Genomic DNA, 13,864 nt, shown 5'->3' with positions numbered 1-13,864 from the left:
CCCCCACGATCTCATGAGGATCTACCGCCGAACCACACCCTGGAGCTGCGCGCGCAGCTCCGGGGTCAGTTGCTGGCCGACGCGCTCGACCAACAGGGTCATCTCGTACGCCACCAGGCCGATGTCGCAGTTCGGGGCCGCCAGCACCGCGAGGCACGACCCGTCGCTGATCGACATCAGGAACAGGTAGCCCCGCTCCATCTCGACCACGGTCTGGTTCACGGTGCCCGCCTCGAAGCACCTGGCCGCGCCGGCGGTGAGGCTGACCAGTCCGGACGCCACCGCGGAGAGCTGTTCGGCACGGTCGCGGGGCAGGCCCTGCGAGCCGGCGAGCAACAGCCCGTCCGCCGACACGACCACGGAATGTGCCACACCGGGAACCCTGCGCACGAAGTCGGTGATAAGCCAACCAAAGCTGCCTGGCTGAGCTGCGGTCGTCACTCCTGCTCCTCGTCTTGCCGGCTCGACATGTCACCAGCGTAAGCGTCGATCATCGCGTGTCGCCCTCGACGGACGCCCTGCTGAAGACTCGACATGCGTCCACGGATCGCGTCAGCCGATCGTGGTGGCAGCGGGGGCCGCTGCGGTTGCCGCTCCGCGGAAAGGGGCTTGGGAGCGGCTGATCCCGGCACAAGCTGAGCCTTGGGCACCCGCTTGGGCAACCCCGCCTGTGTCGTGGTCTCTGGGGTCTTGCCGAGCAGCGCCTGGGCCGCCTGCCAGCCCTCGTCGGCCGGCGAGTGCCAGGTCGACTCGGTGGCCGGCGCGAGGTCGCCGTGCTCGGCGTCCCCGTGGCCGAAGGCGCCGTTCGCGACCGGCTCCGGCTCGGCGACCGGTTCGGGCTCGGTCACGCGGGACACCTCCGGAGCGCGCTTGGGCAGGTTGGCGGGGGAGCCGGGCTGCCGCTTCGGCAGCCCGCCCTCGGTGAACGGGCGGCCCTTGTCGGCCTCGCGCGGCGCGAGCGGCGGGTGCGCCGGGCCGGCCTCCGCGGTCGGCGCCGCCGGCGTCGTCGAGCGGGGTTTGCGGGTCGGCAGGGACGTCTCCTCGCGCGCGGCGGGCTCCGCGTCCGGCTCGGGGGCCGGCGGCACCGCCTGGGCGGTCGCCGCCGAGGTCTCGCTGCCGACGGCCTGGAACCACTGCGAGAGGACCGCCTCGTAGATCGGCAGCCGCTCGGTCGGGGCGTCCAAGTCGTGCTCGACCTCCTTGGCCGCCGGCGCGTGCGGCGAGGAGCCGTTGCGCCGCACCGGTTGGGGTTCGTCGAACCGCTCCGGCGCCGCGGCGAACGGCTCCGCGGCGAACGGCTCCGCGTACGGCTCGCGCGTGAGCCTGCTCTCGATGGCGGGCGCGAACTGGGTCGTCTCGAAGCCGTGCTGGTCCTGGTCGTCCTGCTCGTGCCGGTCCTCGTAGGCGGTGAACAGCGTCGGCTCGCCGAACGAGCCCGCGGGCTCGCGCTCGACGTCCCGCCCGCTGTGCTCCTCGGCCAGTGGCCGCCACGGCTGGGAGATCTCGCCGGAGGTCTCCGCCGGGGCCTCGCCGAACGACGGCAGGCCGGCGGGGTCCGGCTCGCTGTCGCTGCGCACGAAGCTCACCGGGAAGCCCGGCTCGTCCTCCAAGCGCGGCGAGCTGCCGTAGCCGGGCTCCTCGTCCAGCCGCGGGGAGCTGCCCCAGCCCGGCTCGTCCTCCAAGCGCGGGGAACTGCCGTAGCCGGGCTCCTCGTTCAGGCGCGGCGAGCTGCCCCAGCCCGACTCCTCGTCGAGCCGCGGCGAGCTGCCCCAGCCGGACTCCTCGTTCAAGCGCGGCGAACTCGGGTGGCCGGACTCGTCGTCCACGCGCGGCACGGCGCCGGTGAACGCGCCCGCGATGCCGCTCGCGCGCTCCGCCGGGTTCGTCTGGTACGTGGCCGGCGTGCCGAACACGGACTCCGTCGGCACCGGACCGCCTGCCGCGCCGGGCGCGGCGACCAGCGTCTCGGGCACGACGACGAGCGCGGTGGTGCCGCCCTCGATGTCCTCGTTGGCGCGCAGCCGGACCCGGATGTCGTGCCGCTTGGCCAGCCGCGCGACCACGTACAGGCCCATCCGGCGGGACACCGCGACGTCCACGTCCGGCGGGTCGGCCAGCCGCTCGTTGGCGTCCGAGATCTCCTGCTCGACCATGCCGACGCCGCGGTCCTGGATCTCGATCGCCAGCTCGCCCTTGCGGGTGCGGGCCGTGCGCACGGTGACCGGGGTGACCGGGTCGGAGAACGCGGTGGCGTTGTCCAGCAGCTCCGCGATCAGGTGCACGAGGTCGTTGACCGCGCGGCCCTGGACGGTCAGCTCCGGGGTCTGCCCGACCTGCACGCGGGCGTACTGCTCGACCTCGGACACCGCCGCGCCGAGCACCTCGGCGGCCGGCACCGGGCGGGTGAGCCGGCGGGACAGGTCGGTGCCGGAGAGGACCAGCAGGTTCTCCGAGTTGCGGCGCATCCGGGTCGCCAGGTGGTCCAGCTCGAACAGGCTGGCAAGCTGGTCGGGGTCCTGCTCGTCCTGCTCCAGCCGGTCGATCAGGTTGAGCTGGCGTTCCACCAGGGCCTGCGAGCGGCGGGACAGGTTGACGAACATCGCGTTGACGTTGTCCCGCAGCAGGGCCTGTTCGGCGGCCAGCCGGACCGCCTCGCCGTGCACCGCGTCGAACGCCCGCGCGACCTGGCCGACCTCTTCCTTGGTGGTGATCGGCACCGGCGCGATGGCCGTCTTCGCGGCCTCGTGCGGGTTGGGGTCGACCAGGATGCGGCTGACCGCGTCCGGCAGGCCGTGGTCGGCGACCTCCAGCGCGGTGCGGCGCAGCGTCCGCAGCGGGTTGAGGATCGACCGGGCCACGAACAACGCCATGATCAACGCCAGCAGCAGCGCGCCGAGCACGATGCCCGAGTCGCGCAGCGCGGCGGTGCGGGCCAGGTCGGTCAGCTCGTCGGTGCGGTTCTGGAGCTGCTCCAGGAGCAGGTTCTCCACGTCCCGGGTGAGGTTCACGGTCAGCGTGGACGCGATGTCCCACTTCTCCGGGCGCAGCGAGGACAGGCTCTTGCCGCCGGCGCCCAGGTTCAGCGCCGACTCCTGCATGTCGTTCGCGGTGTCGACGATCAGGCCGGTGACCGTGTCGTCGTAGATCTTGGCCTGGTCGGGCGTCGCGGACTTGCGGAAGTCGTTGCGGGCCGCGTCCAGCTCGGCGTTCGCGGCGAGCAGCGCGCGTTCCTGGCCGGGGCCGAAGCCGCCGCGCTGGAAGACGTCGAGCATGATGCCGCGCTTGCGCGACTCCTGCTCCTTGATGCGCGCGATCGCGTTGGTGGCCAGGTGCAGCCGCACCAGCTCGGGGTGGCTGATCCCCGCGATGGCCTGTTCGCCGAGGTCCAGGAGGCTTTCCACGGACTCGGAGTAGGTGCGCAGCACGGCGTCGGACGGGTACGCGGTGTCCCGCACGGCGTTGCGCAGGCTGTTGAGCCGCTTGAGCTGCTCGGCGGCGCGGCGGAACCGGGTGACGACCTCGTCGTCCAGGTCGCCGCTCAGCTCGGAGATCTTGTTGTTCAACGCGTCCGTGGTGTCGTTCACCCGGCGCAGTTGGCGGTCGAGCACGACGCGGTCGAGGCTCTTGCCCGACGCCACGTGGCTCGCACTCAGGTCGCGCTCGCGCTGCAACTGCTGCACCAGGTCCGCGACCGCGGCCTCTAGCTGGATCTGGTTCGCCAGCCGGTTGAACTCCGTCGCGTCGCTGAGGTCCGACTGCACGCGCAGCCCGCCGAGGGCCAGCGCGGCCACGGTCGGGATCAGCAGGACGGCCGCCAGCTTGGTGGGCAGGCGCCAGTTGCGGAGCCGCCACGGGGCGGTACCGGCGTTCTGCTTGGTGCGCACCTCGGTTGTCGGCCCGGCGCCCGTTGACTCGGTCACAGTTCCATCACGCAGCGCAGCCAGTCCGTCACCCATTCCGGGGCTATCGGAGCGCGGTGTAATCCCCACGCCGGACTGGCTGGGACCTCTCTCTCGTCGGGCCACCCTGGGCTTCCTCTTCCGGCAGCAGTGTTCCCCGGCCTCTCCCCCGGACCGAAGCATGGACTGGCAAATCGGGCCGAATTGCAGCACAGGAGTGGTAGTGCCGGCTAGGCACCCCACCTCCGCACGGGGACACGACGACCCACTTGGACCTTGTGCCACCCGGCCGGGAGCGTAGTGCCGCACCCCTGCCCCAGGGAAGACTCCGGGAAGCACTCACAGTATCCGCCGGGGCTGTCGTTTCATACCTCTGGGTGGTTACCATCCCCCGCATCGACAACTGCGTCGAAAATTCGGTTGATCAAATAGACCCGCTCCAGCGGTCATCGCGGCGAGAGGTGCCATGCCAACCCCAGCGCGTGTTCTGCGACGTGCGGCAGCGTTGTTCGCGTGCGCCGCGACCTTGACGGCGTGCGGCCTGCTGCCGGGCACCGAAGGCACCGACCGCCCCGAAGTCGAGCGCAACACGCTGCGCATCGGCGTGATGCCGGTGGTGGACGTGGCCCCGCTGAGGCTCGCCACCAACGAGAAGCTGTTCGAGAAGGCCGGCCTGTCCGTGCAGCTCGTGACGCTGAGCAGCGAGGCCGAGGGCATCAAGCAGCTCGACACGACGCTGGACATCACCTGGGCGGGCCACGTCAACCTGTTCCGCGCCGTCGCCGAGGGCACCGAGCTGCAACTCCAGGGCGAGGCGTACCAGGCGGGCGCGAACACGATGGCGCTGGTCACGACCGACCCCAACTACGACCGCCCGGACAAGCTGGTCGCGCCGCGCATCGCGGTGAACAGCGAGTCCGACGTCGGCGCGCTGACCACCAAGGCCGTGCTGGACACGGCGGGCGTCGAGAAGCAGCGGATCGACCTGCGCGAGATGCCGTTCGACCAGATGGTGCTCGCGATGCGGGCCAAGGAAGTCGACGCGGCGTGGATGACCGAGCCGTTCATCACCAAGGCGCAGAAGGACGTCGGCGCGCGGATCGTCACCGACACCGCGGTCGGCCCGACCAAGGACTTCCCCATGTCGGGGTACGCGTCGAGCAAGAAGTTCGCCGACGCCAACCCCAAGACGCTGGCCCTGTTCCGGCAGGTCCTGCGGGACGCGCAGCAGCTCGCGACGGACAACAAGCTGTCCGTGCAGGACGCCCTGACCGGCTACGTCGACGTGGACCAGCAGACCGCCGCGCTGGTCTCGGTGGGCACGTTCCCGCTGTCGCTCAACCCGATCCGGCTCCAGCGCGTGGCGGACATGATGGACACCGAGGAGGTCCTGCAGGGCCGGCTGGACGTCCAGGGCCTGCTCCCGCCGGGCACCACATGATCAGCGGCGTGCGACCGGTTCGTCGCACGCCGTGCACCAAGAACGTTTGTAGGGGGCCTTCGCGTCGACCGCGGAAGGCCCCTTGCTTTTTGTTATTCAGTCTTGACCAGGCAGAGGGTGGTAGCGGGCTGTGAGTAAACGACCACCGCCTCGCCGCTCGCGCACGCGTTCTCGTCCGAGGTGTTCACGACCTTGGTCACCTTGTGGGTGGCCGACGAATCGCAGGTCACCTTGGTGGTTTTGCCCGCGACAATCGTGCCTTCCTGCTTGAAGCAGTCACCCTGCTTCGCGTTGAACACCAGGCACAGCTTGAACCCGTTGCTCCGCCGGCCGCCCCGGTCGCTGTACTCGAAGTAGTCGCCGGACGGGCACGCGCTGGTGCTGCTGTCCAGGTTCACGGCCACCTTGAACGCCGCCTCGGGCGAGGAGCAGTCGACGGTGTCGACGTCCGCCTTGCCCACGCTCGCCGAGTTGACCTTGATGCAGTCGCCCGCGTTCGCCCGGCCGGGACTGCCCGCGCCCGCGATCATCCCGATCACCACGATGGCCGCGATGCCCAGCACCACCACGCCGATCAGCGCCTTCGCGCCGGTCGAGGTCTTCTTCTTCGGCGGTGGCGGGAAGTCCTGCGGCGGGGGGAAGCCTCCGGGCGGCGGGTAGCCCTGGTTCGGCGGCGGTCCCTGGTAGCCGGGCGGCTGTGCGCCGTAGCCGGGTGGTGCGGGATAGCCCGGTCCGGGGTGACCCGGTTGAGCCGGGAAACCCTGCGGCGGCGGTCCCCAGCCCGGCTGCTGGGGCGGGTGACCGCCGGGCTGGGGGCTGTACGGCGGCGGGTTCGGGGGCGTGGTCACGCTGCGTTCCTCTCGGGTCGGGCGAGCGGAACGTACCGCCGTGGGAGCGGCGGGCGCAGGCGTTTCGGCGCGGCGGATCGCGGCCCGGGGTGGTCGCGAGGGGCTCAGCCCGGCGCGGCGGATCGCGGCCCGGGGTGGTCGCGAGGGGCTCAGCCCGGCGCGGCGGATCGCGGCCTGGGATGGTCGCGAAGGGCTCAGCCCGGTGCGGTGGTGCGCGTGAGGCAGAACGTGACCGAGGGCTCGGGGTAGGCGAGCGTCCGGCCGTCGTCGCACTTCACGGTTCCCTGGACGGCCTTGACGACCTTGAACGCCTCGGCCGCGGCGCAGTCCGCCTTGCGCAGGCCGGCGTCCCGGTCCTGCTGGTAGCACGCGCCTTCCACGAAGTTCGGGATCAGGCACAGCGTCACCGGGCCGTGGAAGGTCGAGTACGGCGCGCCCTTCGGGCACTGCGCCTGGTCGTCCACCACCTTGGCGACCTTCACCATGGCCTGCTCGGCCCCGCAGTCCAGGGCCAGGTAGCGGCGCTGCTCGGCCTGCCCGACGACGCTCGCGCAGTCACCCGGCGCCGGTGGCGGCGGCGCGGCGTCGCCACCGGTCATGGTCAGCGCGTACCCGCCCGCAATCGCGACGACGGCCGCGCCGACGCCCCATCCGATCTTCCGCATGGACTGGGACATCGGCACGGCCGCGCGCCGAGTTGAACGAGTTCACCGCATGTGGTTACAACTCGGCTGGGGCGAGGCAGTAGGTGACGGCGGGCTCGGGGTAGGCGAAGCCGGCGCTGTCCGGGCACTTGGTCAGGTCGGACACGTCCTTGATGACCTGGGTGACCTTGAAGGTGTCCGTGCCGGTGCAGTCGCCCTTCACGAACCCGGTGCTGCTCTCGTCCGGCTGGTAGCAGGCGCCCTCGACCATGTTCGGCAGCAGGCACAGCTTGTAGCCGTCGCCGCCGACGCTCGACGCCGGGGACACCTCGGTGTAGAGGCCCTCCTCCGGGCAGACGTCCTCGGCCTTGTCCATCACCTTGCCGACCTTGTAGGTGGCCTTCTCGTCGTCACAGTCGAGGGTCTTGACGTCGGCGCGGTTGTCGGGCTGCTCGATGAGGTCGACGCAGTCCCCCGCCGTGGCGGCGGCGCTGTTGCCGACGAAGTAGCGGACGGCGAAGAAGCCGGCGACGACGATCACCAGGCCGAGCACGCCGATGAGGATCTTCCTGGTCGGGCTGCCCGCCTTGGCGGGCTCGGCGCGCTCCTCGTCGTCCGGCGCGATCAGGTACGGCTGCGCCTCGCCAGCGGGCGACGCACCGGCCGGGGTGTCGGGCTTCGCGGCTGCGTCGGCGGGCACGGCGGCAGCGGGCTCGGCAGCGGGCTCGGCCGACTCGGCGGCGGGCGTCGCGGCGCCTTCGGCGGGCTTGGCGGCGCTGCCGGCAGGGGTGGCAGCGGGCGCGGGCTTGGCGGCGTCGGCGGCGGGCGCGGGGGCTTTCGGTGCGTCGGCGTCGGCCTTCGGCGCGGGTGCGGCCTGACCTGCGGCCTCCGCGGACTTGGGCTCGGGCGCGTCCTCGGCGGGCTGGTTCGGCTCGTTGCTCATGATCATCCTCGCTGGACGGGTGCGCGTGACGCCACAGAAGGTAGCGGCCCGCGCACCCGTCGCCGCGATCAGGCGCTCTCGGCGGGTGCGAAGCAGAGCGTCAGCTTCGGCTCCGGGAAGGTCAGCGGCGCGCTGTCCGTGCACGCGGCCTCGTCCTCGACGTCCTTGAGCTGCTTGACCAGCTTGAACGCGCCGGACTTGCCGCAGTCCACCTTCGGGAAGCCCATGTTCGCGGTGTTCTCCAGGTCGTAGCAGGCACCCTCGGCCACGCGCGGGATCAGGCACAGCTTCGAGTCGGGGCCGCGGCGGGCGGTCTCGGTGTACTCGTCGTAGTTGCCGCCGCACGACTCCGAGGTGGAGTTGAGCACCTTGGCGATGTCGTAGTTCGCTTCGGCCGCGCCGCAGTCCACGGTCTTGAACTCCGGCTTCGTCGTCGTGCCGGTCACGCTGGCGCAGTCACCGGCCTTGGACTGGGCGGCGTCGCTGGTGAAGTAGTTGATGCCGTAGACGACCAGGCCCGCGACGATGATGCCGACCACCGCGGTCAGGATGCGGCTGACGATGCTCTTCTTCTTCGGCGGAGCAGGCTCCTGCTGCTGAGGCGCCGCCGGCGGGAAGTTGGGGGTGGGCGCGGGCGCGTCCGTGCTCATGATGTCCTTCGTTCGTTCTCGGGGACTTGCGTGACTCCGCGCGATTCCACGCGGACGGGAAGTCGGCAAGCTATCGGGTCACCCATCCGGGGGTATGCGGTGTTACCGAAACGAGTCCGCGGACTTCGGGTGTGGGCCGCCTCACACCGGCCGCGATCGACTTGCGCCCGGTTGGAACACTGGTGGATACGCCAACGACAGGAGTGCGTTCTCGTGACCGACGGCCCACTGATCGTCCAGTCGGACAAGACCCTGCTGCTGGAGGTCGACCACCCGCTGTCGGACGACGCGCGCACCGCCATCGCGCCGTTCGCCGAGCTGGAACGCGCCCCCGAGCACGTCCACACCTACCGCGTCACGCCGCTCGCGCTGTGGAACGCGCGTGCCGCCGGGCACGACGCCGAGCAGGTGGTGGACGCGCTGGTCCGGTTCTCCCGCTACCCCGTGCCGCAGCCGCTGCTGGTGGACGTGGTGGACACGATGGGCCGGTTCGGCCGGCTCCAGCTCGCCAACCACCCCGCGCACGGCCTCGTGCTCAGCTCGACCGACCGGGCGGTGCTGGAGGAGGTGCTCCGGCACAAGAAGGTCAAGCCGATGCTGGGCGCGCGCCTCGACGACGACACGGTGGTCGTGCACCCCAGTGAGCGCGGTCGGCTCAAGCAGTTGCTGCTCAAGGTCGGCTGGCCCGCCGAGGACCTGGCCGGCTACGTGGACGGCGAGGCGCACCCGATCTCGCTGGTCGAGGACGGCTGGCAACTGCGCGACTACCAGCGGCTGGCGGCGCAGGCGTTCTGGGCGGGCGGCTCGGGTGTCGTCGTGCTGCCGTGCGGCGCGGGCAAGACGCTGGTCGGCGCGGCGGCGATGGCCGAGGCGGGCGCGACCACGCTGATCCTGGTGACGAACACCGTCGCGGGCAGGCAGTGGAAGCGCGAGCTGGTGGCGCGGACGTCGCTGACCGAGGAGGAGATCGGCGAGTACTCCGGCGAGCGCAAGGAGGTCCGCCCGGTCACCATCGCGACCTACCAGGTGATCACCCGCAAGTCCAAGGGCGAGTACAAGCACCTGGAGCTGTTCGACTCCCGCGACTGGGGCCTGATCGTGTACGACGAGGTGCACCTGCTGCCCGCCCCGGTGTTCCGGATGACGGCGGACCTCCAGTCCCGACGACGGCTGGGCCTGACCGCGACCCTGGTGCGCGAGGACGGCCAGGAGGGCGACGTGTTCTCCCTTATCGGGCCGAAGCGGTACGACGTGCCGTGGCGCGACATCGAGGCGCAGGGCTGGATCGCGCCGGCGGACTGCACGGAGGTCCGGGTGACGCTGACCGACCACGAACGCCTGGAGTACGCGACCTCCGAACCGGACGAGCGCTACAAGCTGTGCTCCACCGCCCGCACGAAGCTGCCGGTGGTGAAGGCGATCCTGGCCCGCCACCCGGACGAGCCGACGCTGGTGATCGGCGCCTACCTGGACCAACTGGAGTCGCTGGGCGAGGCGTTGGACGCCCCGATCATCCAGGGTTCCACCAAGAACAAGGAACGCGAGCAGTTGTTCGACGCGTTCCGGCGCGGTGAGCTGCGGACCCTGGTGGTGTCGAAGGTCGCGAACTTCTCCATCGACCTGCCCGAGGCCTCGGTCGCCGTGCAGGTGTCGGGGACGTTCGGGTCGCGGCAGGAGGAGGCGCAGCGGCTGGGCAGGCTGTTGCGGCCGAAGGGGGACGGGCGGCAGGCGCACTTCTACTCGGTGGTGTCGCGGGACACGCTGGACACCGACTACGCGGCGCACCGGCAGCGGTTCCTGGCGGAGCAGGGGTACGCGTACAAGATCGTGGACGCGGACGACCTGCTCGGCCCGAAGCTCCCCGAGGTGGGGTCCTGACCCCCGGTTGGGCCGAAGCGCTGAGTGATCTTCTGCCCGACCGTCGCGCCCGCTAGGTTGATCGCCGTCCTACTGCCCGACGATCGGGTGAGACATGACTGTGGTGGTGCGGCTCAAGCCGTTACCGCGCTGGTGGATGTGGCGGCCGGGCGCTGATCGGGGCGGGCCCGCGCGGCTGGCCGGGCAGCGGGCCAGGCACGCCCGGTCGCGGGTGTTGCTGGCGGTGGCGGTGCCGCTGGCGGGGGTGCTGGTGATGCTCGCGCCCGCGCTGTGGTCGGCGGTGGTGCTGGCCGGTGTGCCGTTCCTGTTCGTCGGCGGGATCCTGCTGCTGCCGCAGCGGGTCTCCGAGTGGGACGTCGTGGTGGCCGCGCGGGAGCGTGATGTCGTGCACTGCGAGCAGTTCGCCGACGTCGAGCAGCGGCGGCGGGCGCGGAAGCTGTGCGAGCACTTCCTCGCGGTGCGGGAGAACGCCGACTCCGCGCGGCTCGCCCACGTCGAACTGCTGCTGTGGCAGGCGCTGGTGGCGTTGCGGAACAGCCTGGCGGTGCGCGACGCCCTCGCCCGGACCGACAACAGGCCCGGCCTGGCCGCCGCCATCGCCGAGTCGACCAGGGCGCTGGCCGAGCTGGACCGGCGGGTGGACCAGTTCGGCGCCGCGCTCCGCATCGCGGTCGAGGAGCTGGACCCGGAACTCGCCGCGAGCGCGCTCCGCCGGGTCGCCGCGCTGGACCCGCTCTAGGCTCTGCGGCGTGTTCGTCTACTCGATCCCGATGCGCAACCGGTTCCGCGGTATCACCGTCCGGGAGGGCGTGCTGCTGGAAGGGCCGCGCGGGTGGGGTGAGTTCTGCGCGTTCCTGGACTACTCGGACGCCGAGTGCGTGCCGTGGCTGGCGTGCGCGGCGGAGGCGGCCACCGACGGCTGGCCCGCGCCGGTCCGGTCGCGGATCCCGGTCAACTGCACGGTGCCCGTGGTGTCGCCGGAACGGGCGTACGAGATCGTCGTGGCCTCGGGGTGTTCGACGGCAAAGGTCAAGGTGGCCGATCCGGGCGTCGGGCTGTCGGACGACCTGGAGCGGGTGGCGGCGGTGCGGGACGCGCTCGGGCCGTCCGGAGCGCTGCGGGTCGACGCGAACACCGCGTGGGACGTGGACACCGCCGTGCCCGCGATCCGCGAGCTGGACCGGGCCGCGCGGGGGTTGGAGTACGTGGAGCAGCCTTGTCCGTCGATCGAGGAATTGGCGGCGGTGCGGCGGCGGGTGGACGTGCGGATCGCGGCCGACGAGTCCATCCGACGCGCCGAGGACCCGTTGCGGGTCGCCGTCGCGGGGGCGGCGGACGTGGCGGTGATCAAGGTGGCGCCGTTGGGCGGGGTGCGGCGGGCGTTGGAGGTCGCCGAGGCCTGCGGGTTGCCTTGTGTCGTGTCGTCGGCGGTGGAGACGTCGGTGGGGATGGCGGCCGGGCTGGCGCTGGCCGGGGCGTTGCCGGAGCTGGACTTCGCGTGTGGGCTGGGGACGTTGTCGCTGCTGGACGGGGACGTGGCGAGCGAGTCCCTGCGTCCGGTGGACGGCTGGCTGCCGGTGCCGGCGGAAGCGCCGAAACCCGACCGGATGGCCGACTTCACCGCGGACCCGCCCACCACGCGCCGCTGGGAGGAACGCCTGGCCCGCGTGACGGCCGAGGCCGGCATCGCCCCGGCCTGGCGCTGAACGCCCTAGCGCCGACCGCCGCCGCCGCGCCAAACTTTGATTTCGCGCCGATCGCAGGCCCCGAACCCAAGGCTCCGAACGCGGGCTCCAAACCCAAGGCTCCAAACCCAAGGCTCGGCATCCAGGGCTCGACAACCAGGGAGGCGAAAGGCCTGCACCTGGCGAGCCTCAGGACAATTCGTCAACTTTCAGGGTGATCGGACACGGCACGGTGGTCACGAATGTGCCGGTCACCGCCGAAGCATCCCGATAACCGAACTCCCCCGCGAGATGGCAGTCGACCAATGAGATCGGTTCGACCGGATCAACGACCCAGTAGCGCGGAATACCGGCATCGGCGTATTCCGCGCGCTTGACCACGTAGTCGGTGCAGTGGGAGTCCGGCGACACGACCTCGATCACCACTCGCACCTCGGAGGCGCGGATCATGCCGCCGCCGCCCTTCACCCGCTGAAGCGCGGCAGCATCGAGTACCACCAGGTCAGGTCTGCGCGAGAACCCCGGCCCAGCAGGCGGAGCGAGCTCCAGATCGATGTCGAGACCGTGGACCACGATCAGTCGACCGGGCAACTGCGAGTGCAACTGAGAAGCCAACCGACCCAAGACGACATTGTGCTCGACCGCCGGATTCGGCGATATCACCACCCGCCCTTCACACAGTTCCGTATAACCGCACTCGAACTCACCGAGCGAGGCATACTCCGCAACGGTCAGCATGGTCACAGTATTTCACGCCCAGGCGTTCGAATGCATCACCCGATCCGGCGATCATGGCCGGTTCAGGCCTTGGACGCCCATGCTGCGCACCACGCCGTCCGTGCGGTTCAACGCCTCGACCCGGCGCGGCGTAGCCGGCGACCTGGTCAAATCAATCACCCGGATCGGTGGACCGAATTCCACCATCGTGGGGATGTACTCGGCGTGTTCCACCGCCCAGCCACCCGCGCCCTTGACGAACCTGAACCGCGTGACGATCCCTTCCTCGGTGATCCCGCGCGGCTCGGAGTGGCGGGCGGCCTCGTTGCCCATGCCGTAGACGACCCACTTGCCGTTGATCTGCTCGATCGGCTGCACGGCGTGCACGTGCGTCCCGATGATCAGGTCCACCGCCGGGTCGGCGAGGATCGCCGCCGCCATCTCGCGCTGCTCCTCGGTCGCCTCGTGCTGGTACTCCGCGCCCCAGTGCAGGCTCGCCACCACGACCTCGGCCCCGGCGGCACGGGCCGCGCGCGCGGCCGAGAGGACGCCGTCGACGGACAGTTGGTTCGCCATCCACGGTTGCGGCAGCGGGATGCCGTTGAAGCCGTAGGTGAACGCGATGTGCCCGACCTTCACGCCTTTCGCGTCCAGCAGCAGCGGTGTCGAGGACTCCGCGGGCGTGCGGAACGAACCGGTGTGGTGCAGGCCGGCCCCGTCCATCACGTCCAAAGTCGTCTTGATGGCTCCCGGACCGCGGTCCAGCGTGTGGTTGGACGCGGTCGAGCAGGTGTCGTAGCCGATGGTCTTCAGCGCCGTAGCGACCTCGGGCGGCGCGCTGAACGCCGGGTAGCCGTACGTCGGCTCGCCGGGCGCGGACAGCGGGGTCTCCAGGTGGCAGATCGACAGGTCCGCGTCGATCGCCTGGCGCAGGCCCTCCAGCAAGGGCACGAAGTCCCGGTCGCCGTCCTGGTCCGCCTGCTCGGTCAGCGCCGGGTGGACCAGGATGTCGCCGCCCGCCGCGAGCGTGAACGACGGCGGCGGCGGTGGCGCCGACGACGATGGGGGCGGCCGGGACGACGTGATGACCACCGGTGACCCGGTGCAGGCCGCGGTGAGGCAGGCGGCCAGCGTCACGGCCGCCAGCCGCCTGCCGCGC

Annotated in this window: 12 protein-coding genes; 4 read left to right on the top strand and 8 right to left on the bottom strand. The window is 71.2% G+C overall.

The features are described 5' to 3' along the window. Positions 1–21: 21 nt before the first annotated feature. Positions 22–441 carry a roadblock/LC7 domain-containing protein gene (locus ACQPZF_RS02580; RefSeq protein ID WP_033442969.1) on the bottom strand — a complete coding sequence of 140 codons (420 nt, stop codon included), beginning with the start codon at positions 439–441 and terminating at the stop codon, positions 22–24. Then, the gene (locus tag ACQPZF_RS02575; RefSeq protein WP_433267825.1) at positions 438–3,956 is read right to left on the bottom strand and encodes a nitrate- and nitrite sensing domain-containing protein; all 3,519 of its coding nucleotides are present in this window, start codon (positions 3,954–3,956) and stop codon (positions 438–440) included. The genes ACQPZF_RS02580 and ACQPZF_RS02575 overlap by 4 nt, the downstream gene beginning before the upstream one ends. Before the next feature lie 409 nt (positions 3,957–4,365). Here ACQPZF_RS02575 and ACQPZF_RS02570 point away from each other — a divergent pair, with 409 nt between their 5' ends. Continuing rightward, positions 4,366–5,340 (top strand): ABC transporter substrate-binding protein, encoded by a 975-nt coding sequence (locus ACQPZF_RS02570; RefSeq protein ID WP_433267823.1) that lies wholly within the window; start codon positions 4,366–4,368, stop codon positions 5,338–5,340. A gap of 92 nt (positions 5,341–5,432) precedes the next feature. On the opposite strand, the gene ACQPZF_RS02565 is transcribed toward ACQPZF_RS02570, so the two are convergent. The 4 genes from ACQPZF_RS02565 to ACQPZF_RS02550 all read right to left on the bottom strand — a co-directional run bounded on the left by ACQPZF_RS02565 (position 5,433) and on the right by ACQPZF_RS02550 (position 8,425). Beyond that, positions 5,433–6,188, bottom strand: a complete 756-nt coding sequence (locus ACQPZF_RS02565; RefSeq protein WP_433267821.1) for an LppU/SCO3897 family protein — start codon at positions 6,186–6,188, stop codon at positions 5,433–5,435. A gap of 194 nt (positions 6,189–6,382) precedes the next feature. Then, entirely contained in the window at positions 6,383–6,853 is a 471-nt protein-coding gene (locus tag ACQPZF_RS02560) for an LppU/SCO3897 family protein (RefSeq protein ID WP_433267819.1), read from the bottom strand. A 55-nt stretch (positions 6,854–6,908) separates the two neighbouring features. Further along, positions 6,909–7,775 (bottom strand): LppU/SCO3897 family protein, encoded by an 867-nt coding sequence (locus ACQPZF_RS02555; RefSeq protein ID WP_433267817.1) that lies wholly within the window; start codon positions 7,773–7,775, stop codon positions 6,909–6,911. Positions 7,776–7,843: 68 nt separating this feature from the next. Next, positions 7,844–8,425 carry an LppU/SCO3897 family protein gene (locus tag ACQPZF_RS02550; RefSeq protein WP_433267815.1) on the bottom strand — a complete coding sequence of 194 codons (582 nt, stop codon included), beginning with the start codon at positions 8,423–8,425 and terminating at the stop codon, positions 7,844–7,846. Positions 8,426–8,638: 213 nt separating this feature from the next. Between ACQPZF_RS02550 and ACQPZF_RS02545 the strand changes: the two genes are divergently transcribed. The 3 genes from ACQPZF_RS02545 to ACQPZF_RS02535 all read left to right on the top strand — a co-directional run bounded on the left by ACQPZF_RS02545 (position 8,639) and on the right by ACQPZF_RS02535 (position 12,009). Further along, the gene (locus ACQPZF_RS02545; RefSeq protein ID WP_433267814.1) at positions 8,639–10,303 is read left to right on the top strand and encodes a DNA repair helicase XPB; all 1,665 of its coding nucleotides are present in this window, start codon (positions 8,639–8,641) and stop codon (positions 10,301–10,303) included. 94 nt (positions 10,304–10,397) lie between these two features. Continuing rightward, entirely contained in the window at positions 10,398–11,042 is a 645-nt protein-coding gene (locus tag ACQPZF_RS02540) for a hypothetical protein (protein ID WP_433267812.1), read from the top strand. A gap of 10 nt (positions 11,043–11,052) precedes the next feature. Next, on the top strand, positions 11,053–12,009 hold the full coding sequence (locus tag ACQPZF_RS02535; RefSeq protein ID WP_433267810.1) for an o-succinylbenzoate synthase: 957 nt from the start codon (positions 11,053–11,055) through the stop codon (positions 12,007–12,009). 168 nt (positions 12,010–12,177) lie between these two features. On the opposite strand, the gene ACQPZF_RS02530 is transcribed toward ACQPZF_RS02535, so the two are convergent. Together ACQPZF_RS02530 and ACQPZF_RS02525 are read right to left on the bottom strand one after the other, a co-directional pair. Beyond that, a complete protein-coding gene (locus ACQPZF_RS02530) occupies positions 12,178–12,726 on the bottom strand; it encodes a Uma2 family endonuclease (RefSeq protein WP_433274404.1) in 549 nt (182 codons plus the stop codon). Positions 12,727–12,777: 51 nt separating this feature from the next. Continuing rightward, entirely contained in the window at positions 12,778–13,842 is a 1,065-nt protein-coding gene (locus ACQPZF_RS02525) for a CapA family protein (RefSeq protein ID WP_433267808.1), read from the bottom strand. Positions 13,843–13,864: the final 22 nt, after the last annotated feature.

Origin of the sequence: Actinosynnema sp. CS-041913 (assembly GCF_050942485.1) — a bacterium.
Taxonomy (GTDB): Bacteria; Actinomycetota; Actinomycetes; order Mycobacteriales; family Pseudonocardiaceae; genus Actinosynnema.
This window is presented reverse-complemented; position numbering and strand designations above follow the sequence as displayed.